Origin of the sequence: Enterobacter sp. SECR19-1250, from assembly GCF_013391025.1 — a bacterium.
In the GTDB taxonomy this organism is placed as follows: Bacteria; Pseudomonadota; Gammaproteobacteria; order Enterobacterales; family Enterobacteriaceae; genus Enterobacter; species Enterobacter cloacae.
Genome location: NZ_JACASJ010000019.1, coordinates 1 through 23,517, shown reverse-complemented (window position 1 = coordinate 23,517; position 23,517 = coordinate 1). Strand labels below are relative to the sequence as shown.

The window sequence follows — 23,517 nt, the reverse complement described above, 5'->3', positions numbered from 1 at the left end:
GACGTATTTTTTTTATTTAATTTTGTTCAAATATGAACATCAAATGATGCCAGACATCTAACCTAATGGCTTGAATTTGGCCTTGTTGTAGGTGATCCGGTAGTCTTTGCACTTCCCGTTCTGCCGCAGGAACTCCAGCGAGACAACGTTAGCAGCGGCAAAATTGATGCACATAATGCTTTCCAGCGCCTCGAACAGGTCAGCTCCATTGGCAAGCGGAAACCACAGATCGTTGTCGCTACCGCTTAATTTTTCATGCAGACAGAAATGCACAGCACGCACGCCGCCAAATTCCGTAACCAGCACCGTATTGCTGGCGCGAATATCAGTTAGTGTTAACATTTTTCCCCCTGTCAGTATTGGCCCCCTCACGGGGGCCGCCGTTTCAGTCAATCGCGCGGTAAATCAAACCGGCTTCGGCGTGCTGGTCGGCATATAATTTGAGCTTTTCCTGCTGGGTGATCAGCATGTCGCAGATGTGCTGATAGCCTTCATCATGTGCGTGCCAGATCATGTGGTTCAGGGTGAACAGGGTCAGCACGATACCGGTAGCTTCTGCGGACAGTTCCCCTTCGAACCAGTTACCGCTAACCGATACCGTGAAGCGCTCTGCGCTCAGTGGGTACATGAAGCCGCTACCGCAAGACAGTTCGACGAACTCCCAGGAACCGCCTTGATAATCGGCGCAGAGAGAGCGTGCGAGGTTGTAGACACCGGCCTCACCTGTGAGATACCAGGCGCCGAACAGACGTGGCAGAAAGGCCATGCGGCGGTTATTGGGGATAATGCGTGCAGTGATGGCGGGTTGATTCAGTTCAGTAGACATTTTCTGTACTCCTGCGCCAGTCGGGGCGCTACCGTCGAAAGACCGGATTGCCTTTCGATGTGATTATTATACGTCTAATGAGCCATATTAATCAAGCAAAAAATTCCCGCCTGCCTGAATATTTTCAGGCGGGAGAACTCTTTCCCCTGTCCATTTTTGGGGGCAGGATCACGCCTGCCCCCTTCTGATTCACATGATTACTATGACTTTGTTTCAGCGTTAAAGTGTACGGCGGCGATCCTGACCAACGGGATCACCGCGCTTTCTTCATCGAGCACACGAAAATTTATCGCTTCCCCCAGGTGCATCAGGTTAGCGATAAAATCAACGATGATTTCGGAAACCGGGTGTCCGTCGCAGTCCTGCTCATTCAGGCGCGCAAACAGCGCCAGCGCCTTAGCGGCCTTGATTGCCCGCTCTTCGTTTTCTTCGTCCATACTGCCGAAACACCATTGCCCCTTTTCAATCAGGGCCAGCGTGTCGTAATAGGCTTCATTCTGGGACATGTTTTTTCCTCCTGCGCCAGTCGGGGCGCTACCGTGAAAGTTCGCTGCGTTACTGCGTGAATTAGCCGTTAATCACCTTCGTGATGCACTCCAGCGCCTCAGACTCCTGCGGATAAAGTCGGCGTGCAGCTCCTTCACCAGACTGGATTTCTTCCAGCCGGATAAACTGCGCCGCCAGCGCCACGACTTTTTGCAGCGCCTCGGCATTGACCTCTATTTTTCGATCGCGGGCGGCATCTTCGCGCACCTGCTTTGCCAGGCTCCAGACGGTATCTTTTCCGACGCCATAACGGCTGTGTGAACTGCATTCCGCGATTTCTGCCAGAACGGCTTCGGCCTCATCGTCAGTGAGGTTCATATCACTGGTGCAGTCATGGACATCTTCAGCAGTCCAGATCAGCAGGCTGATCCGCTGCTGTGGATCAAAACTATCGAGAAGCCTTGCGCAAATTTCATTTACGTTACCGTGCATTGTAAAACTCCTGCGCCAGTCGGGGCGCTGCCGCGAAAGACCGGATGCCTTTCGATGTGATAATTATACGTCTAATGAGCCATATTAATCAAGCGATTTTTCACGCTCATAGCTGCTACAGGCAACGCTGTAGCCGTTTGCATCCAGTTCTGAAGGCCAGTCGTCACGCCCGCAACCTGACAGCAGGCAGGCGCTGAGGTGCCCAGGGCGATAGTCGAGATGCTGGCATGAGGCGCAAAGGTCATCATCTGAGATTGAGCGGCCTGCACAGATAGGCGGCGCTCCATCAGTGGGAATTTCTCGAATATGCAGCGTTGTCACTTTTTTTACTCCTGCGCCAGTCGGGGCGCTGCCGGTTAGGGATGCAGGGGGCTGTCGCCCCCTGCGGCGGTTCAGTCCTTACCTTTATCCTTCATGACTTTAATCAGCCCGGTAATGGCTGTAATGAGGGCGGCCACGGCCGTGATAATCTGAGGGAGGTTATGGAGGATTTCAGAAGAGGTCATAATGCACCTGTAAGGCTGTTTAGGAAGGTACTGATTTGAATCAGTAAAAACATTATACGTCTAATGAGCCATATATGCAAGCAAAAAAACGCCCCGTGTAGGGGCGCTGTGATTATTTTACATACTGCCAGACATGCGGCGGGATCTTATCCCAGATGCGTCCCGATGCCAGCTCTGCGCGGCGATGGTCGGCGGCAGCCTCAAAAGCCTCGGTGTCCTCCGGCGGCACCTGTCCACGATCCCGCATGGATTCGTACATTTTTTCCAGTGTGTCCGGGTTACGACTGCGCCGAAAACGGAGAAGGTAAAAACGCCTCCGCGCCTGATAAACTGTTTCCGCCATGTATCTGCGTCCTGAGCGCCTTGTTATTTCGCATAGTATTCACGTTTTGGTTGAATAAGTCTTCGACTATACGCCCCTTGCGGGGCGTAGCAGGCGGTCAGCCCCAGGTGCTGTAAAAATGGCTTTCGTTAGGATCGGTCTTATAAGCCTGTTCGTACTCGTCAATGCTGACAGACGGATGCTCATGGTTTTCACAGATGCGACGGGTCACGGGTTCGCCTTTAAAGTCGTTCAATACCGGCTTTAACTCGCCAGACATTGCACTGTCTGCTTTCACCTGCTGCGCAGCGATGCGGCGCAGTACGGCGGTTTTCTTACCGCGCAGGGCGATCACCTGATAAAAACAGGTATTTGTCTGCTCATAACCCCAGCTGGAAACAAAAACATCACCAAGAGAAACGGAGCCGTTACGGAACTGAAGGGATTGAATAGCCATATTTATTACTCCTGCGCCAGTCGGGGCGCTACCGCGAAAAGCCTCATTGCCTTTCGATGTGATTATTATACGTCTAATGAGCCATATTAATCAAGCAATAAATACATGCCCGGCATGATTTTTTCAGGCCGGGGAATACTTCCTTTCCCTGTTTATATTTCAGGCCGCAAATGCGGCCTGCCGTCTGCATTACACGCGAGGGGGTAACATTCCGGGATAGTGACTGGCAACCAGATTATTGATCTTCTCAACCAGCTCCGGGCGTTTAAACGTAATGTGCGCGCTGCCCTTTTTGTAATATCGCACGCTGAAGTAATCACACTCGAACACCTTACCGTTGAACTGGTTTTCACTGAAAAAGGCATCCAGTTTGGCACCGTCAGAAACGCGGTAATCAGGCACGTTACGCCCGTCCAGCACGTAGAACGGCCGCGCCAGATCGTCAATTTTGGTGTGCCCGTCTGAGCTGAAGCGCACCCAGCCACTGCGCCAGACATCGAGCAACGGCGCGATGATGATACGCTTGCCAAACATCCAGGGGTTATTGGTTTTATAATCCCACGACAGGGATTTAAAGATATCAATCAGCCCTTGCGTGAAAGTATCGGCCTTGCTTGCGTTCAGGTGCCGGAACGTACTCATAACGTTCTCCAGCGTTATCGGCGGCATTTCCTCGCCTGCCACCTGCCGATCCCATTCCTGACGTTGTTTGTTGCTCATCAGCGTATACATGCCGGTTTCCGACATCAGCCGATCCCAGATTTTTCCGTCGATAACGCGGGAAATAGCCGTTTCGGCCTGGTCTGGTCTGGTGTCGCTCCATTTGATCGCGCTCTCTACGGCTTTGTCGTAGTCATACAGGTACTGACAGCCTCCGGCCTGCTGCATCAGATCGCGCGCTTTTCGCAGCTTGTCTATGCCGTCGAGATAGACGCGAATACCTTCATTCCGCAACGAGATAATGCGCTCAATAGCTATGGACGGGATCACTTCACCGCCATGCTGGCAGGACATCAGATCGACCGACGGGAGAGTTTTTTCAGATGACATTTCAGACTCCTGCGCCATGCGGGGCGCTACCGTAAGGGGTGAACAGGGCTGGCAATGCCAGCCCATCAATGATTATTTGCAGCGCTGAAGCAGTTTACTGACCTGCTCGGCCAGCGCATACGTGGACGCATACGGGCCACTTAAACGACGGTTAGGGATTTCGTTGAGGGCATACAGGCACGCCTTCAGCAGCGCATCTTTCTGCGTTTCCAGTTCAGCTTTAAGCTGGGAGGGGGTCAGTGCTTTACTCATAATTTGTTACTCCTGCGCCAGTCGGGGCGCTACCGCGAAAAGCCTTATTGCCTTTCGATGTGATCATTATACGTCTAATGAGCCATAACAATCAAGCGTTATCTGATTAATTTTCTTTGTTTTTTCCTGAACTCCTTTCCCTGTAAATTTTGCTTTTCAGATCCCCATCAGCCCGATGAAGGTGCTTTGCCGGCATGGTGCAGGGGTTCAGGCATCAGACACTAGCGATAGCCCGAAACCCCGCAGGGGGTTCGGCGGAGCTGCCAGGCTTTGCCTGGCTAGCGGAGTGTGGCTGACGACTGCCCGACGGGCAGGAGCCGAAGGGGCCCAGAGGTGTTTTAGTACGACAGGCCAGCCAGAAAACGCCGGCAACTGAGCAGAAATGAACAGGGAAGACACGCTGTGCGGGCGTCAAAATTAAGTTAACTTGCAGACACCAGGGCGGGATCACATCAGAAAAGGCCAGAATAGGGGGCAGGACTCGTCAAAGACATAAAAACGATGATGGGTACAGGTTTTTTAAATGCGCGCCCAGAGAGCGGCTCAGCGCGTTTCAGGGCAATACGGGTTCGATGCCCGTATTGCCCTGCAGGCGGCGGACACCTGGTCAGCCTTCAGCCCCGGCCAGATAGTGGCTCAGTCCTTTACTGGAAGTCAGCACCGACGCTCTGAACTGCGGTTCGCCGTCACCCAGCGCCTTCAGCTTCTCCACGATATTGATCATCGGCGCGGCAGTACGCTGCTTATAATTCTCGATGTCGGCTGCATATTTCAGTAATGCCATATCACTCACCTCTTCAGCTGGCAGGTAATCACGCAACCACAGCGCATCTGCGAACGGATCTATCAGCTTTTGCAACGCTTCAGCCGTTGCTTCGAGCGCCCGCCTGTCGGTTTTGATGGTGCCTGTCTCCGGATCAACACACTTTCCTTCCCAGCACTCAGGTACAAACGACTCCCGGTAATGAAAACCGTTGTCACCGTTTTCAGCACAGGCCAGTAGGTTCTCGATGCTTTCAGGGGTTCTGTGCCGTAACATCCTGGCCGTTGCCATACCGATCGCATTAATCATGATGCCATGCAGTCCCAGCGCCTCCTGACGGTACTCCGCGGCGATATCATCCTGGGCAATATCATTCCAGCGCATCGCCTGCGCCCAGGCAGTCCAGAGTCTTTCTGCCATGTCACGCTGTTGCGGCGAGGGAATGCTGTTGGCCCGCAGGTTGAGCATTTTTTTCGTCGCATCGTTCAGCGCTTTAAAGCTGATCAGCCGTGAGCTTTTCGCCGGGACCACGTTGTGTTCAAAATCCACTGTGCCCGCCAGCCCGGTGACGGTTCGGGCCAGATGCATTGCCAGCTGGTTGACCGGATCATTGTTGTTATATGCCATACTGATCGCCGCTGCCGGTTTGCTCGCGTTGTTATTAATATCAGCGAAAAACTGCTGGCGTAACTCAAGTGGCAGGCCAACGGTAAGCAACAAGCTGATCGTATCTTCCGTGTTGGAATAATCGCGTACAAATTCAAAAATACCCAGCGCACGGTGCTGGCCATCGAATAATTTTAAATCAGCGTCCATCGGAATTTTAAGAATTCCCACTGCCGGCGAGAGTTCGCTGGGAAGGAATTCAACATGACTATCAATATTTCCGGTAATTGACGGCAAAATATAGGGGGCTCGTTTTGATGTTGCGCCGGCAACATAATTCCGTATTTTTTTGGCCCGCGTTTTGTTCGCTTCTCGCTGGCTGCGATCCATAACATCGCCATCATTGTCCATTGCAAGAATACGACGTAACACGACCATAGGAACCGTCAGCATGTATTGTTCTATGCCGCCCTGTATTCCGCGTGTGGCCGGTACTCTGAAAAAGTAGTTATCAGTATTCATAATATTTCCTTCGTATATCTGATACGTTCAGGAAGCACGTTTGCGCGTCGGTGTTTTGCGCGGCTATTTCCAGATCGGCGGTAAGCCGGCATCGATGCAAAGGACGCACCAGACGGAATACGCGATGTCACTTTCACCGTTCACCCAGCGGCGCACCGTTCTGCCGTTCACGCCAACATGTCGCGCCAGCCCCTCCTGACTCAGGTTGAGCACATTTTCCAGCAGATAGCGGAGTTCATCCCCCGTCGGCGGGGTCCATTTATCAGCGGGACGGAAACAGCTTTCGCGGATCGCGCCCACGTTAAGCGGCACGGTATATTTATTGCCCATAGCAAGCCTCCAGAGCCGGCCGCACCACTGTGCGGCCGCGGTTATCAAATCAGACCATGTTCAGCAAAAGAGTAAATATCGCTGCCGCCCACAATCAGGTGATCGAGGACTTTGACATCAACCATCCCCAGCACCTGCACCAGACGCTCGGTGATCAGCTTGTCAGCCTGGCTGGGTGCAGTGTTAGCGGAAGGATGGTTATGCGCCAGTACCACGGCGGCGGCATTATGATGCAGGGCGCGTTGCAGGAAGATACGCGGATGAACGGTGACGCTGCTGATAGTTCCCTTAAACAGTTCTTCAAACGCAATCACGCCGTTGTGGCAGTTTAGAAAGAACGCGCAGAATGATTCACGTGGTTCTGCAGCAAGACGAAACCGCAGTAAGGAACGCGCGGCGTCGGCGCCGGTGATAAAATCCGTTGTGGTAATTTTACCGGCAATAATGGCGTCCGCCTGGCGGATAATGTTGAGTTCTTCTGCTGAAAATTTCATATATTTCCCTCGTTAGGGGACCTGAGCACCATGCCCGGCCACAAATATATAATAGGGCATTTTGTCCTAGATGTAAATACAGTGATATATAAAAAAGCCCGATTTAACGGGCTTTTATGGTTTATTTCTGTCCCCCTGCAATAACTTCCAGTTCCGTCTCTGAAAGCATAATTTTCAGGCAGGGTTTGGAACGGCTGAGAAGTTCAATCGACCTCGGATCGAGATCCAGGGATTCGCAAAAATCATCTCCGCCACAGGCATCACGCATCCGGTCCCAGAGCTCGTCAAAATCCGTTGTATCCGGATTGAAACCATTGGCGTAACAGACATTGTGCATCCCATTACTGTTTTTCTCACCTTTCGCCGCCATCACATACACGCCATGATCTTTGACAAAAAGAAGCGGGCAATTAAAACGCTTAACTTCAGCAATAACGACGTTGAGCATAGGATCAGTAAAAATAAGTTCTGATTGCATAGTCATAGTGTATTTACTCCCTGAAAGCTATTTGTTGACCGCAGCGGCGGTGAGAATGTCAGAAAGCGACCCCAGCAGATATAATTCGGTGAGCTCGCCTGTTTCATTCAGAATAAATAGCCCTGCAGGTCGGCCATTATGAAAAATAATGGCTTCATGCGATTGATGTAATTCACACTGACACAGCGAGAAATAAATAAGTGACCATTCAGGGGAAATAACGGTTTTATTGCCATGTTCCCGGATATAGCGGGCAACATCAGCCTGTTGCTGAGAATTGAGAGCAGTCATAAGGTGACTCCTGCGCCGGTCGGGGCGCTACCGTCGAAAGACCGGATTGCCTTTCGATGTAATTATTATACGTCTAACGAGCCATATTAATCAAGTTAATTTTGTTATTTTCCTGGTTTAAGGAGACTCCTTCCCCTGTAAATTTTGCATCACAAGCGCACCGTTCGGGCGCTGCAGGCGAATAATATCGTTCTGGCGAGCGTCTTTTTCCCGGATGATCCGCCAGGTTTCGGTGACGGCGCCGGCTGGCTGATACAGTCTGACCTTCACCTCGGAACGCTCTGCAGACAGCACAATGCAGCCTTTCTCATCTTGCGCAGCTGCGTGCCGGGCTTCATCTTTATCCCGCGGGCAGTCATCAAATCCTGATATTCGGACCGGGTGGCCATCGATATCAACCTGATAGCCGGGCGAAATCACGGGCACGGGCTGTGGCACATTCGGGAAATAATCAGCCAGATCACACCCTGTCAGGGCTACGGGCACAAGGCAGGCATACAGCATTAACATTCGGCGTGTGGTGATCATAAAGGGTCCTCTCTGGTCGCCGCGGGCCTTATTTCACCTTCTCAACCAGCTGCAGTGAAGGATGCTCACCGGCCAGCAGTAACAGGAAATTGAATTCCCCGGTCTTGAGCTTTACGCCGCGCTGAGCAGCTTTTTCTTTGGTCTGCCATGACGCCGGTTTATAGCCAAACAGCGCTGCAATTTCAGCGTGCTTCAGCCCTAGCGCCAGACGCAGGCGGCGAACGTCTTCGGCCGTGGCGGGATCTTTGACCATATCATCCGGACTGAATGACCTGTTCAGGCGGTAATCAGGATGCACGCCGGCGATCAGCATCAGCATGTTATATTCGCCTGGGCGAAGACTGGTCTTGTTGTACTGGCTGAGATCGTCGCTGATGGCTTCCTTACGCTGCCAGGCGCGCAGTTCGTACCCCATGACAGCCCCTAATGCGGTTTCAGTCATGCCCATTTTTTCCCGGAGCGTCTTCACTGTTTCCGGCTGCGGAACGACGCTAACCATCTTAATCATTACCCTTCTCCCAGAAGTCTGAATTCAGAAAAATTTTCACCTGGCGCGTGCGGGGATAGTCCTGGTGCTTCAGCCCCTCCCGCGTGTCAGACAGGTACTGCGTCTCCTGCTGCACCTTGTTGATTTTGCCATTCCATTTACGGGCCAGCGCCCGGTAACTCCCGTTCTCCAGCTGATAAACTTCAAACGTATACTTGTTCGGACCGCTCCAGCCTTCGTTGTAATAGACCTGTTTCATAGGATCTGCCTGATCGATGCGCCCCGTAAACATGACATCCCGGCTGCATTGCCTGAACCAGTAACCGCGGGGCATAGCCGGTGGCCGGTCGCTTATTTCCCGTCTGGATAGCGTGCCGAAAGGCTGTGAGCGCAGGTGACAACCTGATCTCAGGTCAATCGGGCATGACGTGTTGTGCAGGGACCAGCGCCTCTGCCGCAGACAACGGCTAAGGGTGATCACAGGAACGACACGGGAAACGAACAGGGGGAATGATTGCATGGTTTTACTCCTTCGCCAGTCGGGGCGCTACCGAAAAATGAGCCTTGATAATACGACGAATGAGCCATATAAATCAAGTTAAAAATCAGGCGGCAGAGTTTCTGCCGCTGCTGTAAGTCAGTACCGTGGGGCCACGTCCTTTCCTTCGCCCCATAAACGGGAAAACTCGTTCACGTAGGCTTCAGTTACTGCAGGCGCGCCGCTGATCAGCACCACATTTTCCGCATTACGACTGTCTGCGCTGGCGCTGAAGTTAAACGAGCCGGTCAATACGGCGCGGCGGTCAAAGACCATGAATTTATTATGCATGGCCTCGTAGTTATCGTTGATCCGCACCGCCATGCGGTTATTGGCCAGAAAGTTCACTTCGGTGTACCGGTTGTCGTTCGCTTTGCGATCGGCCACCACCACCACCGATACGCCCCGTTTTTTTGCGGCACGCAACGCGCCGGCAACAGGACGACTGGTCAGGCTGTACGCGGCAACCAGAATCTCATGCTGCGCGTGGTCGATTGAATCCAGAACCAGATTTAATGCGGTCCCGCCGGGTGAAAACCCGGTTTTCACTTCAGTCGCAGTTTGCGCCTGAACATTGCCGGCCGCTGTTACCGGGTTTGCTGCCACGGCGCCGGCGATGAGAGTCAGGGTTAACAGCACATATTTTTTCACGCTGCCCCCTTAATCATCATCCGGGAACAGATGCTGGACGTTCTTACGGGTTTCTTCCAGATTCTTATCCTCCGGTGCGGCCGGTTCGGGAGTCACGGCAGAACTGTTTTCCGGCGCAGCGCCGCCTGCCGGCGACACCGTATTGCTGCCACCGCCGGTGGCCTGCAGAAACGCCTCAACCAGACGCGCCATTTCTCCTGTATCCTGCTGCGGCAGCGTACTGCTGATGATCCGCTGAATATCCTGCATCGAGGTGCTCTCCGTCAGAAATTCAGCGATCAGGAACGGCAGGCGTTCGTCCTGCTTCATCAACGCGGCACCACAGAGCATCATGGCGCGCATCGCGCGGCCACGCTCTTTCTGAGGCAGTTTCTCAAGAAAGCCGTCGGCTACCCGGTCCGCCGCATTGCGCTCCGGGTAGATATAAAACGAGCACTTACGGTTATCAGTCATACTTAGCCCTTCATTGCCACCATACCCAGAACCAGATCGAACTGCGGGTTATCACTGACGAAGAAACGATCGTCACTCACCCCCGTGGCTTGCTTCACTGCGCCGGCGACCAGGCTGGCGCCGCCACCGACCACCATGACGTGCGTGAAGCCAGCAAAGCGGCCAACTGAGTCGGTGACACGGTGCGTCAGGGCTTTTTCACGCTCATGCAGTACCTTCATCACCTGGGCCCGTTGGTCAGCATTCTGGAGGTAACGGGATAGAAACGTTTCGTCATTTCGCGCCTGGATCAGACGGTCGGCAAAATACGAACTGGTACGGGTGCTCACGCTGGTATCCAGAGCATGTTTTACGGCTTCGGTGATGATGGATACGCCGGTTTTAGGATCGCAATGTGTCTTGGTGAAGCCGGACATTTTGCTGCGAACGTGCGCGATATCCAGCGTGGTTCCACCGATATCCACAATCAGCAGGGAGTCCAGATCGTCCAGATCCTTCAGCACACTGAAGCCAGCGGGGACCGACTCTGGCAGTACACTGACTTTACGCACGGTAAAGCTCTCACGCCCCTGAACGGCCACCGCGCGCTTCACGTTCGCTTTTTTCCGCTCGATGTTGGCCAAATCAGGCTGATCGTTCTCATCCAGGTACTCGCCCAGCGGCAGCGTCACCACAATGTCAACCGGCTGCGGTTCAATGCCGGACTGCATCAGGGCGTGGTGGATAGCGACAACGTTCACATCACTGTACTGATAGCGGGTTTCCGTGGTGCGCACGGCATCCGGGCTCAGCTGGTCAAAGCTGTACTTTTCCCCGTCAATTTCATAGTTGGCGGAAGCCGGCACCGATGAATCTGTCAGCAACGTCATGGACCATTCGGGCTTGAAGCTGTTCGGACTGATCAACGTTTTCACTGCGCCTTCTTCCATCCAGGCCAGTTTGATGTTGGTGGAACCGTCGTCAACAAAAATACGCATTTTGAACCTCACATTATTTAGAAAAAAACCGTAGAAATCAGGAAAAATACAGCTTTCAAATGGATTATTACGCATCCCTGCTGACGTGTAAAGACAAAAAGACGAACCAATATAGAAAAATACAGAAAAATAGAGAACAAAAACCAACAAAAGACGGCCAGACCGCCCTGAAAACGGTCTGACATAGAAAGATGAGAGATTATTTTAGATTTATAAGGAAATATACGGGATGAATACGGATTATTCCGGAAGCGTCAGATGACTGTCTGGCAGGCTGAACCGGACGCCATACTGACGACCAACATCGAGCGCAAACACGCGCGTGTAGGTTTCTGTGGTTTCCAGCCGGGAATGGCCGGCATAAGCCTGTACAACTTTCAGCGGAACCCCATGCTGGATCAGGTGCATACAGAAGCTGTGCCGGAACGTGTGGCAGGTAACAGGGATACTAAAAGTGACAGAGTCACGTTTTGCGAGGTCCAGTGCCTTCCTGATCCAGTTACGCGGCGTGTTATCACTCTGCACCGGCCAGAGCAGCTGCTGTTTACCAATACGCAGGGTGGTCAGAAATTCACGCACCTTCCTGACATATTGAGGATCGGTCAGAGGAACAAGACGGAACACCTCTTCATCCTTGCCCGGTCTGCCGCGGCCGCGCTGACGCTGTTTAAGCGTCTTCAGCCGGACAAACGGCCGGGAACCGTCAAGCTGAAAGCTGGCGCCGGTCAGCGCCAGCGCCTCATTAATGCGAGCGCCCGTGTTCCAGAGGGTATCGAAAAGGACCTGCTGGCGCAGGTCTGGCACATACCGCAGAAACACTGACACCTCCGGGGCCAGCAGGTATTTGGGTAAATCAGCCTGGCTGGCCATCTCCCGCAGCGCCAGCGCATCGGCATAATCGAAGTAGGCATATGCCACACGCCCGGTCCCGATGGCGTCGCTACGTGAATTCTGAGAAATTTGCAGGGGGAAAGTGTTCAATTTTTTAAAATCCGCTAATCAGCCGTCAGGCGACTGAATTTTATGAAATTTCTCGCTGAAATCGACCGCTTCCTGCATATCAAACGTCATGCTGTGCGTGGAGGCGGTCGAGCTCCAGCTTTTCCCGCCGGCGATCCCGTAAGGAGGTAGCGCCTGTCCGTGTAGCGGCTGGTTGTGTCGGGCTGCAAAAACCAGCTCCCCGACAGGTACTTTTAACATCATAGCAAACATATCCGCGCTGATTCGGCGGCCTTTCAATCCACTCATAACAACCTGTAACTGAATCCTGTACCACGACTTTTGTTGTAAATCTGCTGACCAGACTGACCTTCATCTTCACTGAATACCACCATACGGCGGCCGTTAGTCAGTGAATCCATTTTACGCTGTGCGCCATTATCGTCATAACGCACAGGCAGGCACGCACCTTTATGGCTGTTTTCACTCTCGACGCGGAACACCCTTACCCTGACGGCGTTCTTCCGCACCTGGTCAGGATCTTCACCACTGACCACGCCCGTCAGTTTCTGAAGCGTATCTGCCGGACTGCTGTACTCAGCCTGGCTGAGATAGCGGCCGTTAGGGGTTAACCAGAAATCCTGGCTGTCACTGACACGGTAGGTTTCGCCGTGGCTGGCGATGCCTGAGACGTTACAGAAGCGGTCATAATCGGTGGGCTGTCCGGGGAGCATGGCGCACCCTGTCAGCAGCAGTGCCGGCAGGGCGGCGACGTATCCTTTCAGTTTCATGTTGTCTCCTGTTCAGGATGAACCATTTCGGCCGGTGGCCGGTATCCCGGATACGGGATAAACGGCGCATCGGTGGCAATAAGGTCTAGCAGCTTCTGGCCACTGACCAGGATCATGCGGCTGTCTCCGCGAATGAGCGATTTGGTGCCTTCGCGCGTTTTGCCGGTATGACAGAAAAAACCGCGGGCACCGGTGGCGTTCAGCAGGTCGCTGAAGTCACGGACGTGGCCAACAGCAATATAGCTGGTATAGCGTTTGGCCTGGATAAGCCAGGTCTGGCCATCGATCTTCACACGGCCATCAATCCCGCCGTCACCGGTATACCGGCGGTTACGGATCACTTCAAAGCCTCGGCGTTCAAAGCCTTCAAGCAGCAGCTCTTCGAACACAAACGGGTCAATCTTGCGCAGATAGGCAATTTTCTGCCCGAAATGCGGGAACGTATTTATTTTATCGATCACTCGTACCGCGCTGGCCTGTTTCCGTTCGTGCCGGCGCCGGCGTCGCCGTGTACCCTGCCAAAGGCCATACAGCAGGATACCCGCAAGGATAAAAGAGCCGACAACATGGATGGACTCATTCATTATCTATCCTCAGCACTTCATACTTCAGCTGCCGCAGCAGCCTGTCTTTGCTCATGGTTTTCAGGGTGGGCCATTCCGCTTTCAGCGTCAGCGCGACGGTGGCAAGTTGTATGGTCCGGGGTACTTTCTCACCGTCCTCATATTTTACCAGGCTGGTACGGCTGATACCGAGCTCAGCCGCGGCGCGTTCCTGGGTCCAGTTCAGGCCCCGTCGCCACAGGATCAAGTCAAAGCCGGTCAATCCGCCGCACTCCCATGCTCAGTATCGGGCTTCGTGCCGGTGGGTACAGCCTCTTTCCCCTGTGCCTTTTTTTCCGTCGTGGCCGGGTAGGCCGATGCCAGCTGTGCCCGGAAATCACGCCACGCTGACAGCCAGAGTGCATCAGATACCTGGTCTGACGACAGATTAAGGACCGCATTGCGGTCACGCCAGTAGCTAAATGTCTGAACCGGCAGACCAGCACGCCGGCGCAACTGCTGCTCGTCGAAATAGGCACACTGAACCAGGAGGTGTCTGACGTTCTGCGGGACAACTTCATCCCTGGCCTCTTCCGGCACGGCCAGCATCCCGGCGCTGCATATCCCCTGAATGCCCGCCTCGGTATAAATCTGCTGCAGATCGGTATCATCACCCTGCGCAGCGCCGGCGGTGTGCGCCACAACCAGCATGATGCCGGCAATAAGTGGTTTCTTTATCATGCGTACTCAGCTCCTGGCCGAATCCTGGTGGACTGGCCTGTTATAATCTGCCTGTATTTATAGCCTGAAAATGTTCATATTTGAACATTTTTTATGTATATTAATTCCGCAAATTCGCCATAAACACAACAGGAGACGCGATGGATATCAACTACTACGATGAACATCAGGAAGAATTTGAAGCGGTTAAACTGGCGCTGAAGGGTGAAATGGAGAGGATCTGGGGCTCCATGCTGAAAGAAAGCGGGGATAGCCTGGATGATGAAGCCACGTACCTGAACCTGTTTGAAGAACTGCAGTACACCTTCTCTCCGTCCAGCTTCAGTAAGCTCACCCCGTCGCAGGATCTGGATGAAGATAAAATAGCGGCCTTTGTGGCCAGAACCCGCGGCTATAAGCACGGCATCACGATCAAATGCCGGCCGGGTCGCCCGCAGAAGTGGCTGAAAGGCCGAATCAAACCACTTGAGGACGCGGAAGGCACAAACCTGTGCTGGATCGACACGGCCACCATCGTGAATATCGGTGCCGGTCAGCAGTTTGACGATCAGTATTACCTCACAGTGACCACACAGACCGGGCAGAGTTACCGCGTGAATGAACTCCGTCTGCCAGGTCGTCTGCTGGAAGCAGCCCAGGACAGCCTGTTCAGGGCACTGGATTCAACCACCGGCGGTAACTTCTGATAGGGAGTTGCACCACGCTTATCGGGGATTTATACTCGCAGTGATTAACAGATTAATTTTCCGTTTACTCCGACAGAAAGTTAAGTAATAAAAAGGTCTATAATTAAAAGGCGCCCTTCCTCACCAGTTGGACGCCTTTTGTGTATGAATCATCAGTTATCTGTAAATCCTGAAAGAAGTGTGATGGACACGTCGTCTTCTTCACGCGCTACCATCACCGGTACATCCTTCCAGCGTGCCACGTTTTCTCCCCACTTTTGTAGGTCAGCACATGACAGATTGTGCCTCTGACATAACCTCAGAATGGTGTCATTCGAATACCAGTCTATGCGGGACAGGTGTTCACGGATCACCCATTCATCCCACGGCCGGCCGTCAAATGCAGGTTCACGCCGCCGCCATTCCGGATTGTTAATGACCAGATAATCGCCAACATAAAGACGGTCGGTCAGCTGGTATATATCAACGAAGCCAACCTCACTGTCAGGGATCACCTCCAGGAAGAGATAACCCGCTACGGGGTGTACCGCGCCCAGAAGCACCATAGGCTGAGTCACCATGTTATTCCCCCTGTTCGTCTTCAGCTGGCCTCCAGGCCCGCTGCCCTTTATAACCCAGTAGGGCTTCACACATCAGATCGGTTATACGCGCAATCGCGTAATCCGCACTGTCAGCCCGCAGGGAAATCACGGCCGTTTCCCCCCGGTGCGCGGCGTTCCAGAATCCGGGCAGCAGCGTCTGGAACCGGGCCCGGTCATCCCCCTCCGACAGCAGGGCTGCATCCGGCAGCCGTTCGCGGATCACATCTTCACCGGCCTGACGCAGGATATCGTCACGACTCCAGATGCACAGCGTTGCCGGTCCGCTGCGCATGAGGATAGTAGCGGCGTCAGCCATACTCAGAGTATCCAGCTTCAGCATCTCCATGCCCGGCCGACGCAGCACGAATCCAATCGGCCGCCGGTACTTGCCCAGCTGCAGCAGATCGTCGTCCGTAAGCAGCTCCAGGCCACGCTGCAGGACAAGATGCAGTACTTCAGCCTCTTTAATCGGCCGCAGCAGCCCATGCATGGTGTTCGCTTTGACGGTCAGCGCCTCAATGCGATTCCAGAGCTCATCATTTATATGTTTGGTGGCCATCGGAATGCTCCCCGCCAAAATAAAACCGTTTTCCATCCGCTGCTTTGCCCAGGCATACCGTGTGACCCGTGGTTATCTGGCCGGCATCCATCAGGAACGGCGCGCCCGGACCGCGAAACACGTCCGGATCGAGGGCAGCAGGTTCGCCGGCAGCGACCGGCCGGACCATGCCCATATCGTAACTGTCCGGCAGGTTATCCGGCAGGCAGGCCTGCGTGTAGTCGTCCGCAACCTTCTGCGCCTCTTCCTGCGTGGGGTAACGCCCCAGCACGCCGGTGATCTCTTTTTTCAGTCCGAAGCCGTAGCCGCGAACCTTATACGCTTCATATTCCATCCCGTTCACTCCGTTTGCCGTTATTTACTGAATAACCACACTCTAATAAATTAGGTTTCTTGCGTAAATTATAAATATTTAGATTTAGCACTAAAAGCTAATTTAATAAAGCAACACACCGGTAATCATCACTCTGCGTGACGACCGCACGATTTACCCCGCCGGATGATTTGCGCCCTTATCTTTTCACCCTGTGACTTTTACGCCCGTAACCACCGGAAAATACCTTTTGGCCGGTGCCGCCATTGCGGAAAAAACGTAAATACCGGAAAAAACGAAATCAACAGGGAGAGGAAGGCAGGGGAACAGTCGCGCGGCTGCCGGCGCTGACACCATATCTTGTGCCGTTTCCAGCTGACGGAGCCACTACATATAGCGTTATCCACAGAAACGGTGGATAAGTGGCGGCGCTGCGGAGAATACCGCTAAACCGCAACGGTGAAAAAATGTGGTCCCGCGCGCAAAAGTGCGGTACAAATGGCTGTACATTATGTAAAGCCAAATGACTGTACAAAAAGGAAGGAGCATGACCGGTTTGTTTGAACGTAAAAAGCGGGCCAAAAACGCCCAGCTGACCGTGCGTCTCGATGAGCAGCTGAAGAAACGCGCCGAACTGCGTCTGGAAGCAATGGGGATGACCGCCACGGAAGCGGTGGAGCAGCTTTACCGCTTCATCGCCGATCACGGCCGGATGCCCGTCACGGAGCGTATCGTCACATTTGACATCCAGTCACAGCGCGGCCACGCCATCGCCCTCAATCCCGCCGACGCTGTGACCGAAAACACCCGGCGGTTTCTGCAGTCGCTGGGATCTGCAGAAGTGGTCTGCTGCGATCCCGCTGCATTTGAACAGGCGGTGCTGGAATACTTCAGCCTGTATGTGGCCGACCAGGCTGCCTGTTTACTGGCCGGTGTACTGAACGTCACGTTCATGGTTAATGCCGCCAGTCGCGTGAAAGATGACTGGCATGACAGGCTGCTGTCCCTGTTACAGCACGACTTTGATTTCAGCGCAGAACAGTCAGTGACGTTCATTAACAGCATCGTAGACCGTGAACATGTCGATCCTGCCATCGTCAGTCGAAATATTGCGGCCTGGCGGAGCGGAGAAAGCGCCGGTTCCGGCACCGGCGAATCGCCAGAGCCGGGAGCACCGGAATGAACAAACGTCTTCACCTCATCACCACCTGTACCCGGCGCAAGGCGGGCAGCGTGGAGGATACCGTTTTTCCGGGCGACGCTTCCCTTAATGACGCCTTTGACGGCTGGTACAGGCTGATCGTCCAGGCCGCCCGCCGTCCTGGCAGGGTGCTGGAAACGGGAGAGCTTTACCGGGGCGCACACTGGCTGCGTGCCCGCGGTATCGCGGCGCGGTGGCCGGGCATCGAGCTGTGGGCCATGTCGGCCGGTCTGGGGCTGCGCCACCATACCGATCCGGCGGTCGCGTATGAGGCAACGTTTCACGCCATGCCCTTCGCGCCGGCGACCGTCTGGGGCTCACTGACGGCACGACCCCCGCTGGCGGGCCGCTGCGCCTCCCTGGCTGAGCTGATGCAACGCTGCCCGGACGATCGCTTTGTGATAGCCGGTTCACCCGTGTATATCAGCGCGGCTGAGCAGGATATTCTGGCCGGCGTGCCGGCACTGCATGATGCGGCCGCTCAGCTGATTATCGTGACCTCACAGGGCTATCGTGGTCCGCTGCAGCCGTTTCTGAAAAGAAGCCGCGCGGACATGATGGCGACCCTGAAATCGAACATGACGTGCCTGAATATTGCCTGCGCCGGCGCCCTGATTGACGCCATGATGCAGGCAGACGCCCGGCAGGCGGCGACCATTTAATACAGACAGAGACTGGCGCTACCGTCGCCAGAAGGGGGTTTTACATGTTCAGCATCATTTATCACGCCGGCGCAGCCGTCCTTTTCCTGGTCATGAGCCTGGCGGCCGGCGCCGGCCTCCTGCTTCATGGCCATGAATATACGACAGGTCATTTCTGGAACATGACGGGGCTGTGCATTGTGTCAACTCTCGTCTGGATCTGGGCTGTAGCTCAGGCAAAAGAAGCCTGGTACATTTCACGAAACATCAAAAAAGGACTCTGACCATGAAAGATGAAATTCGCCACGAAAAACCCGTTGAAGTGAATATACAGCTGACACACAGAGAAGCGCAGGCTCTGGCGCAACTGGTTAAGCGGCTGGGATTCAGTGACTGCCGCGGCCTGGCGACGTCAGATATTGAGGCATATCTGATGATGGATGGAATCAACCAGATCATGAAAGCACTGGCTGAAGAGGGCTATGCACCCCGATAAGGGGTCGGGACTATGTGGAACAGGCCGAAAATCCGGCCATATCACGCGGACAGTTTGGGGATGTTTTAATGTTATACATGGCTTTATGCTGCTTTATGATGATCATGGCGTTCAGTGAGATGATCCGCACGATGACGGCGCTTGGCAATGGGAGCTATACCGGCAACCGCTTCTTACCCCTCGTTTTCGTTCTGCTGACGCTGGCGCTGGCTTCACCTTTCCTTGTCACATTTTATGCGCTGAGCCGGCCGTTATCGATGGATGCACTCTCCCGCCTGTCAGTCGGTGCGCAGTGGGCAGGTATCGCTGCCGCCATTCTGCTGTGCATTCTGTATGGCTATCGGGCCTGGAAAAACGGCCGTTTCTGGTATACCGGTGCGGCCATTGCCTCAGTGGTGATTGCCGTTATTTTTGCCAACAGCCTGCTTTTTGTGTCCAGGCCCGATGCCGGCATCGTGGCCACTTTTGTACTGAACAACGATGACAGTAATGACGTGCAGTGTGACCGTTCAGTACTGCTGGTTCATTACAACAAGGGAACCCCCACGGAGTGGCGCTGCCCGACCGGTATCATGTTCATGTCTGATGCGTCAAAACCCTTTCTTCCGTGGCCGGATTATCACGGCGGGCGGAGTCAGCATCTGACGGCAGCACTGGATTTGCTCACAGACAGCGCCCTGCGCATTGACCCAGACCAGAAACCATAATTCTCCCGACACCAGGGAAAACAAGCCGCCGTCAAGAGCGGCATTTTCTTTTTCGGACTCCTGATTTCCCGTTATGAACACAATATTATTGATGTCTCACATCAATTAGGTTACTTTGTCATTAATTCCTTAATGACGTGACACATGAATAAGATGCAAAGTAAAGCCCCCTCGATGCGGCTCTCCGGTGTGCAAAAAGACGTATTGTTTGTTCTGTATGGTCTGGCAGAACGTCAGCTGGCGGGCCCGTTCCCGGCGATGCAGCTTTTCAGCATCCTCAATAAGGGACGCCTCCAGCCCGTTGCCGATACCAATTTTCGTCGCTCCTGCCATACGCTGAACCGCCACGGCCTGCTCAGCAAATACCGGGATAATCAGTCACTGACGCTCGCGTTTGGGCTGACAGAGGCAGGCCTGGAGATCGCCAGAGAGGTTTATCACAAACGCCTGACGGAGATGGAATAACCATGAAGAATGATGAGCTGGCCACACGACGCGCTGAGGCGATAGCCGGCGATCGGTGCTTCACGAAAGGGCGCCTGCGCGATGAATTCAGAATGAAGCCGGCTCCCGGTGCTGAGCCGGTGAAATGGTACAAAAGCGCCTATGGCGGCAAGTACGCCGTATACCGCATTGCAGACTGTGTTCCGATGCGGGAAAAACGGCCGCCGACTGAGAAGCAGCAGCAGGCCGGCCTGCGTCTTTCCGTCCTGTCCCGGCTTAACAGCACCAGTGGCCGGATGGCACAGCGGGCACACGACTGGCTGAGTCAGGCGCCGCTCTTTCTGGATACCGAAACGACGGGGCTGGGTAATACCGCGGAAGCGCTGGAAATCGGCCTGACCGATGCGGCCGGCCGGGTGATATTTGAAACACGCCTGAAGCCGACGGTCGCCATCGAGGCGCAGGCCGCCGCCGTGCATGGTATCGATGAGCCGGCACTCAGCGGCGCACCATCCTGGCCAGATGTGGCGCTGCAGCTGCGCCACGCCATCGGGGCCCGGCCAGTGATTATCTTTAACGCCCCCTTTGATACCCGCATTCTGAAACAGACGGCCGCCGCACATGGCGATCCGGCCGACTGGCTGGGAGAACTGACAGTGTATTGCGCGATGGAGCTGGCAGCAGGGTATTTTGGGGCCACCAATCGCTATGGCACCATTTCGCTGGCCAGCGCGGCCAGTCAGGCAGCATTGACCTGGGAAGGGGAGGCACACTCGCCGATAGCCGATGCACGGATGACGGCCGGGGTGGTGAACGCCATTGCCGCATACCATCTGGCATTGCTGCAGGAGCAGGAACGGCTGCAGGCCTGACAGACTGGCCTGCACATCGCTGTTATCGCATAAACGCCGCGGGAATATCCTTCCACTGCGTGGTGTAGGCCGGGGACAACATTTCACGGCGCATGGCATATTCCGGATCAATACCTTCTCCGGCGAAGAAGACCCTTGACCTTCCTTCCCTGTTTATTTTGTCGATGGTGGCCATCAGTTTTTCGCTCCCCGGCCGCACTGCAGCCGGCGCAAACAGATCCAGCTGGGTTTCATATCCCTGCAGATCGCTGAGCATCACGCCGGCTTTTGCATACCGCACGCCCTCACGCCAGATACGCGACAGCCCCAGCTGCGCCGCGGCGATGATGTCGCGTGTATCCTGGCTTGGTACGGGAAGCACTTCCGTAGCCTGGTTACTGTAGGGCACACCGCCGGCGTCATAAGCACTGCTGCGGATAAAGACCGTTACCACCTTCGCCAGGCGGTTTTCCTGGCGCAACTTTTCCCCTGCTCGTGTGGCATATTTAGTCACCGCCTGCTGCATCTGCGCCAGTTGCGTGACCCGCGCTCCAAACGAACGGGATACAACAAGCTGCTGTTTCGCGCCGGTTCCTTCCTCCAGGGCAAAGCAGGCCTCGCCACGCAGCTCACGAATGGTCCGTTCCAGCGTCACACCGTACAGCCGGCGTGCAAGACGGATATCCATCTCTGCGAGCGCCAGCGCCGTTTTGATCCCCATTGCCGCCAGCCCTTTTTCGGTACGATGGCCAACGCCCCACACATCGCCGGCCGCCACCAGGCTCATCAGCTTTTTCAGTCGCGCAGGATCACTGAGCGCTACAACCCCGCCGGTGGCAGGCCACGTCTTTGCGGCGTGGTTGCACAGCTTGGCCAGCGTCTTAGTTGGCGCGACGCCGACTCCACAGGTGAGCGTTGTCTGGCGCAGCACTTCAGCCCGCAAAAGCTGGCCAAACGCCTGCGGCGTCATCACTCCCTCCATATGAGAGGCATCCGCAAAGAGCTCATCAATTGAGTAAACAAATGTCCGCGGCGCCAGACTCTCCACCACGGTTGCAAATCTGGCGGAGAATGAGGCGTAAAGGGTGTAGTTGGAACTGAATACGGCAACGTTATGCTGTTCCAGCAGGCGGCGGCAGCGGAAATAGGGCTCCCCGCGGCGCACGCCCAGCGCTTTCGCCGCGCGATTGACCGCAACAAGCGCCCCGTCGTTGTTGCTGAGAACGACCACAGGGCGACCTCGTAAATCAGGGCGGAACGCTTCTTCGCAGCTGCAGTACATCGAATTGACATCGATTAAGGCGTACACGGGCGGTGTCTCATGACAGTGAACGTAACCACACCCCATATCTGCAGCGCCTCCGGATCAAACCTGATTGGCGGAAAAGCCGGATTCAGAGGCATCAGGCAGGGGTAAGGGCGGAGCTGCAGCTGCTTGACCGTAAATTCATTATCGATGCTGGCAATCACGATGCTGCCGTGCCGGGGTTCTTCTGCCCGATCGACGACCAGCACATCGCCATCATGAATGCGCGCATCACGCATGGAATCGCCGGACACACGCAAGAAGTACGTCGCGGCCGGGTGCCGCACACAGTAATCATGCAGGTTAAGTTCATTGGCCTCATAGCCTGCTGCCGGGCTGGGAAAGCCGGCCGCAACGGGTTCGGCAAAAAAAGGGAGTGCGTCGCCTTCCACTGAAGGCCGGGGATAAACGAGATCCAGCGCCATAATTTAGCCTCCAATAACTGTTTATACATACAGTATATTGCAGGCTTCAGGAAACAGGCAATGCCGGCATACTGCGTGCCAGCACGCGGAGGGGGTCAGGTCAGAATGATGGCCAGACAGCCAGGAACGTCATCCTTGATAGATTTACACTTTCAGCCAAACAGTAAACCCAGCGCGGTTGCTTCCATATGCAGCAATACCGGCAGCAGCAGGCCGCCGCTTCTGATCCGGGCAGCTGATGTAATTAACCCCACCAGGAACAGTTCTGCCAGGGTCAGCAGGTTCTGATACTGGCTGTGCGCAGCGACGAACAGCAATGACGTTATCAGCGCCCCCAGCCACATCGTCCAGCTGTACCGTGAACGGAAGACGTTCAGCATGATCCCCCGGAACAGCGTTTCCTCATTCAGCGGTGCAAGGATAAAGATGGCCAGCAACGTCAGGGTCACGTCGGGTATGGATTTATCAGCAAAAAGTTTCGTCATAAACGGCTCAGCGGGCAGGTCCAGCACTTTACCCAGCAGAAATTCTCCGACATACACCACGGCCATCGCACCGACCAGCCACGGTGCGCCAACGTTACGCAGTTGGCCAACAACCGGTAGCGGTGCAACCCAGCGGCGGTAAACCAGGAACACACACAGCAGGTACACCAGAACAGCACCATGAATGAAGAACAGCGTATTTTTCCCCAGCCCATAGAGCAGAACGGTCTGCCCCATGACAAACAGGGGTCGTCTCAGAATTCGGAAAATAAAGCACGCTAAGGCGTAGTCACCCCGTGA

General features: G+C 54.6%; 40 protein-coding genes. 8 read left to right on the top strand and 32 right to left on the bottom strand.

Going from position 1 to position 23,517, the window contains the following annotated elements; all coding sequences use genetic code 11:
• Window positions 1–57 precede the first annotated feature (57 nt).
• From HX884_RS07435 to HX884_RS07310, 26 genes are all read right to left on the bottom strand, one after another.
• The gene (locus tag HX884_RS07435; RefSeq protein WP_004187337.1) at window positions 58–342 is read right to left on the bottom strand and encodes a hypothetical protein; all 285 of its coding nucleotides are present in this window, start codon (window positions 340–342) and stop codon (window positions 58–60) included.
• A 43-nt stretch (window positions 343–385) separates the two neighbouring features.
• Complete coding sequence (locus HX884_RS07430; protein WP_004187338.1) at window positions 386–826, bottom strand: antirestriction protein; 441 nt, start codon at window positions 824–826, stop codon at window positions 386–388.
• 200 nt (window positions 827–1,026) lie between these two features.
• On the bottom strand, window positions 1,027–1,332 hold the full coding sequence (locus HX884_RS07425; protein ID WP_004187339.1) for a hypothetical protein: 306 nt from the start codon (window positions 1,330–1,332) through the stop codon (window positions 1,027–1,029).
• A 61-nt stretch (window positions 1,333–1,393) separates the two neighbouring features.
• On the bottom strand, window positions 1,394–1,804 hold the full coding sequence (locus HX884_RS07420; protein ID WP_004187342.1) for a DUF1380 family protein: 411 nt from the start codon (window positions 1,802–1,804) through the stop codon (window positions 1,394–1,396).
• Between the two features lie 84 nt (window positions 1,805–1,888).
• The gene (locus HX884_RS07415) at window positions 1,889–2,125 is read right to left on the bottom strand and encodes a hypothetical protein (protein WP_011154457.1); all 237 of its coding nucleotides are present in this window, start codon (window positions 2,123–2,125) and stop codon (window positions 1,889–1,891) included.
• A gap of 297 nt (window positions 2,126–2,422) precedes the next feature.
• Entirely contained in the window at window positions 2,423–2,653 is a 231-nt protein-coding gene (locus HX884_RS07410) for an Hha/YmoA family nucleoid-associated regulatory protein (protein WP_004187345.1), read from the bottom strand.
• A gap of 97 nt (window positions 2,654–2,750) precedes the next feature.
• On the bottom strand, window positions 2,751–3,089 hold the full coding sequence (locus HX884_RS07405; RefSeq protein ID WP_004187354.1) for a hypothetical protein: 339 nt from the start codon (window positions 3,087–3,089) through the stop codon (window positions 2,751–2,753).
• Window positions 3,090–3,278: 189 nt separating this feature from the next.
• Window positions 3,279–4,139, bottom strand: a complete 861-nt coding sequence (locus HX884_RS07400; RefSeq protein WP_178327923.1) for a DUF4942 domain-containing protein — start codon at window positions 4,137–4,139, stop codon at window positions 3,279–3,281.
• 72 nt (window positions 4,140–4,211) lie between these two features.
• Window positions 4,212–4,391, bottom strand: coding sequence for a hypothetical protein (locus HX884_RS07395; RefSeq protein ID WP_004187364.1), 180 nt, complete (start codon window positions 4,389–4,391; stop codon window positions 4,212–4,214).
• Between the two features lie 607 nt (window positions 4,392–4,998).
• Window positions 4,999–6,282 (bottom strand): DGQHR domain-containing protein, encoded by a 1,284-nt coding sequence (locus HX884_RS07390; RefSeq protein WP_097578586.1) that lies wholly within the window; start codon window positions 6,280–6,282, stop codon window positions 4,999–5,001.
• Window positions 6,283–6,345: 63 nt separating this feature from the next.
• On the bottom strand, window positions 6,346–6,612 hold the full coding sequence (locus tag HX884_RS07385) for a DNA-binding transcriptional regulator (protein ID WP_004187367.1): 267 nt from the start codon (window positions 6,610–6,612) through the stop codon (window positions 6,346–6,348).
• A 44-nt stretch (window positions 6,613–6,656) separates the two neighbouring features.
• The gene (locus HX884_RS07380; protein WP_097578589.1) at window positions 6,657–7,106 is read right to left on the bottom strand and encodes a RadC family protein; all 450 of its coding nucleotides are present in this window, start codon (window positions 7,104–7,106) and stop codon (window positions 6,657–6,659) included.
• 121 nt (window positions 7,107–7,227) lie between these two features.
• Window positions 7,228–7,590, bottom strand: coding sequence for a DUF3085 domain-containing protein (locus tag HX884_RS07375; RefSeq protein WP_097578594.1), 363 nt, complete (start codon window positions 7,588–7,590; stop codon window positions 7,228–7,230).
• A gap of 21 nt (window positions 7,591–7,611) precedes the next feature.
• Window positions 7,612–7,875 carry a hypothetical protein gene (locus HX884_RS07370; RefSeq protein WP_004187372.1) on the bottom strand — a complete coding sequence of 88 codons (264 nt, stop codon included), beginning with the start codon at window positions 7,873–7,875 and terminating at the stop codon, window positions 7,612–7,614.
• 117 nt (window positions 7,876–7,992) lie between these two features.
• Window positions 7,993–8,403 carry a hypothetical protein gene (locus HX884_RS07365; RefSeq protein ID WP_015058929.1) on the bottom strand — a complete coding sequence of 137 codons (411 nt, stop codon included), beginning with the start codon at window positions 8,401–8,403 and terminating at the stop codon, window positions 7,993–7,995.
• Window positions 8,404–8,431: 28 nt separating this feature from the next.
• Window positions 8,432–8,911, bottom strand: coding sequence for a hypothetical protein (locus HX884_RS07360; protein WP_097578597.1), 480 nt, complete (start codon window positions 8,909–8,911; stop codon window positions 8,432–8,434).
• Complete coding sequence (locus tag HX884_RS07355) at window positions 8,904–9,149, bottom strand: hypothetical protein (protein WP_019725064.1); 246 nt, start codon at window positions 9,147–9,149, stop codon at window positions 8,904–8,906. Before HX884_RS07355 ends, HX884_RS07360 begins: the two co-directional genes overlap by 8 nt.
• A gap of 378 nt (window positions 9,150–9,527) precedes the next feature.
• A complete protein-coding gene (locus HX884_RS07350; protein WP_097578598.1) occupies window positions 9,528–10,079 on the bottom strand; it encodes a phospholipase D family protein in 552 nt (183 codons plus the stop codon).
• A gap of 9 nt (window positions 10,080–10,088) precedes the next feature.
• Window positions 10,089–10,532, bottom strand: a complete 444-nt coding sequence (locus tag HX884_RS07345; protein ID WP_097578602.1) for a plasmid partitioning/stability family protein — start codon at window positions 10,530–10,532, stop codon at window positions 10,089–10,091.
• Between the two features lie 2 nt (window positions 10,533–10,534).
• A complete protein-coding gene (locus HX884_RS07340) occupies window positions 10,535–11,509 on the bottom strand; it encodes a plasmid segregation protein ParM (protein ID WP_077138922.1) in 975 nt (324 codons plus the stop codon).
• Window positions 11,510–11,749: 240 nt separating this feature from the next.
• The gene (locus HX884_RS07335; protein WP_097578605.1) at window positions 11,750–12,490 is read right to left on the bottom strand and encodes a tyrosine-type recombinase/integrase; all 741 of its coding nucleotides are present in this window, start codon (window positions 12,488–12,490) and stop codon (window positions 11,750–11,752) included.
• Window positions 12,491–12,508: 18 nt separating this feature from the next.
• On the bottom strand, window positions 12,509–12,712 hold the full coding sequence (locus tag HX884_RS07330; protein ID WP_097578616.1) for a hypothetical protein: 204 nt from the start codon (window positions 12,710–12,712) through the stop codon (window positions 12,509–12,511).
• 41 nt (window positions 12,713–12,753) lie between these two features.
• Complete coding sequence (locus tag HX884_RS07325) at window positions 12,754–13,239, bottom strand: hypothetical protein (protein ID WP_097578607.1); 486 nt, start codon at window positions 13,237–13,239, stop codon at window positions 12,754–12,756.
• The gene (locus tag HX884_RS07320) at window positions 13,236–13,823 is read right to left on the bottom strand and encodes a restriction endonuclease (RefSeq protein WP_011154450.1); all 588 of its coding nucleotides are present in this window, start codon (window positions 13,821–13,823) and stop codon (window positions 13,236–13,238) included. Before HX884_RS07320 ends, HX884_RS07325 begins: the two co-directional genes overlap by 4 nt.
• On the bottom strand, window positions 13,816–14,064 hold the full coding sequence (locus HX884_RS07315; RefSeq protein WP_097578609.1) for a helix-turn-helix transcriptional regulator: 249 nt from the start codon (window positions 14,062–14,064) through the stop codon (window positions 13,816–13,818). Before HX884_RS07315 ends, HX884_RS07320 begins: the two co-directional genes overlap by 8 nt.
• Complete coding sequence (locus tag HX884_RS07310) at window positions 14,061–14,522, bottom strand: hypothetical protein (protein WP_097578612.1); 462 nt, start codon at window positions 14,520–14,522, stop codon at window positions 14,061–14,063. Before HX884_RS07310 ends, HX884_RS07315 begins: the two co-directional genes overlap by 4 nt.
• Before the next feature lie 140 nt (window positions 14,523–14,662).
• Between HX884_RS07310 and HX884_RS07305 the strand changes: the two genes are divergently transcribed.
• Complete coding sequence (locus tag HX884_RS07305) at window positions 14,663–15,208, top strand: hypothetical protein (RefSeq protein WP_060453097.1); 546 nt, start codon at window positions 14,663–14,665, stop codon at window positions 15,206–15,208.
• 152 nt (window positions 15,209–15,360) lie between these two features.
• Here HX884_RS07305 and HX884_RS07300 read toward each other — a convergent pair whose 3' ends face one another.
• From HX884_RS07300 to HX884_RS07290, 3 genes are read right to left on the bottom strand one after another with little or no spacing between them, the layout of a single operon-like run.
• Entirely contained in the window at window positions 15,361–15,768 is a 408-nt protein-coding gene (locus HX884_RS07300; protein ID WP_004206898.1) for a hypothetical protein, read from the bottom strand.
• Between the two features lies 1 nt (window position 15,769).
• Window positions 15,770–16,348: a hypothetical protein gene (locus HX884_RS07295; RefSeq protein WP_015062853.1), complete on the bottom strand. Its 579-nt coding sequence runs from the start codon at window positions 16,346–16,348 to the stop codon at window positions 15,770–15,772.
• The gene (locus HX884_RS07290) at window positions 16,326–16,682 is read right to left on the bottom strand and encodes a hypothetical protein (protein ID WP_060453096.1); all 357 of its coding nucleotides are present in this window, start codon (window positions 16,680–16,682) and stop codon (window positions 16,326–16,328) included. The genes HX884_RS07295 and HX884_RS07290 overlap by 23 nt, the downstream gene beginning before the upstream one ends.
• 526 nt (window positions 16,683–17,208) lie before the next feature.
• On the opposite strand from HX884_RS07290, the gene HX884_RS07285 reads away from it, so the two are divergent.
• The 7 genes from HX884_RS07285 (at window position 17,209) to HX884_RS07255 (ending at window position 21,022) form a co-directional block, all read left to right on the top strand.
• On the top strand, window positions 17,209–17,844 hold the full coding sequence (locus HX884_RS07285) for a type II toxin-antitoxin system RelB/DinJ family antitoxin (protein WP_227516818.1): 636 nt from the start codon (window positions 17,209–17,211) through the stop codon (window positions 17,842–17,844).
• The gene (locus HX884_RS07280; RefSeq protein ID WP_126066062.1) at window positions 17,841–18,524 is read left to right on the top strand and encodes a hypothetical protein; all 684 of its coding nucleotides are present in this window, start codon (window positions 17,841–17,843) and stop codon (window positions 18,522–18,524) included. The genes HX884_RS07285 and HX884_RS07280 overlap by 4 nt, the downstream gene beginning before the upstream one ends.
• A gap of 44 nt (window positions 18,525–18,568) precedes the next feature.
• Entirely contained in the window at window positions 18,569–18,787 is a 219-nt protein-coding gene (locus HX884_RS07275; RefSeq protein ID WP_011091034.1) for a hypothetical protein, read from the top strand.
• Window positions 18,788–18,789: 2 nt separating this feature from the next.
• The gene (locus HX884_RS07270; protein ID WP_004187413.1) at window positions 18,790–18,999 is read left to right on the top strand and encodes a hypothetical protein; all 210 of its coding nucleotides are present in this window, start codon (window positions 18,790–18,792) and stop codon (window positions 18,997–18,999) included.
• A gap of 68 nt (window positions 19,000–19,067) precedes the next feature.
• Window positions 19,068–19,706 (top strand): hypothetical protein, encoded by a 639-nt coding sequence (locus HX884_RS27165; RefSeq protein ID WP_256737103.1) that lies wholly within the window; start codon window positions 19,068–19,070, stop codon window positions 19,704–19,706.
• A gap of 144 nt (window positions 19,707–19,850) precedes the next feature.
• The gene (locus HX884_RS07260) at window positions 19,851–20,171 is read left to right on the top strand and encodes a hypothetical protein (RefSeq protein WP_004187415.1); all 321 of its coding nucleotides are present in this window, start codon (window positions 19,851–19,853) and stop codon (window positions 20,169–20,171) included.
• A gap of 2 nt (window positions 20,172–20,173) precedes the next feature.
• Window positions 20,174–21,022, top strand: a complete 849-nt coding sequence (locus HX884_RS07255) for a 3'-5' exonuclease (protein ID WP_021561452.1) — start codon at window positions 20,174–20,176, stop codon at window positions 21,020–21,022.
• A gap of 22 nt (window positions 21,023–21,044) precedes the next feature.
• On the opposite strand, the gene umuC is transcribed toward HX884_RS07255, so the two are convergent.
• From umuC to HX884_RS27160, 3 genes are all read right to left on the bottom strand, one after another.
• On the bottom strand, window positions 21,045–22,310 hold the full coding sequence (gene umuC / locus HX884_RS07250; protein WP_040224115.1) for a translesion error-prone DNA polymerase V subunit UmuC: 1,266 nt from the start codon (window positions 22,308–22,310) through the stop codon (window positions 21,045–21,047).
• A complete protein-coding gene (locus HX884_RS07245; protein ID WP_015062799.1) occupies window positions 22,298–22,732 on the bottom strand; it encodes a LexA family transcriptional regulator in 435 nt (144 codons plus the stop codon). The genes umuC and HX884_RS07245 overlap by 13 nt, the downstream gene beginning before the upstream one ends.
• A 152-nt stretch (window positions 22,733–22,884) precedes the next feature.
• Window positions 22,885–23,487 (bottom strand): CPBP family intramembrane glutamic endopeptidase, encoded by a 603-nt coding sequence (locus HX884_RS27160; RefSeq protein ID WP_309138862.1) that lies wholly within the window; start codon window positions 23,485–23,487, stop codon window positions 22,885–22,887.
• Window positions 23,488–23,517: the final 30 nt, after the last annotated feature.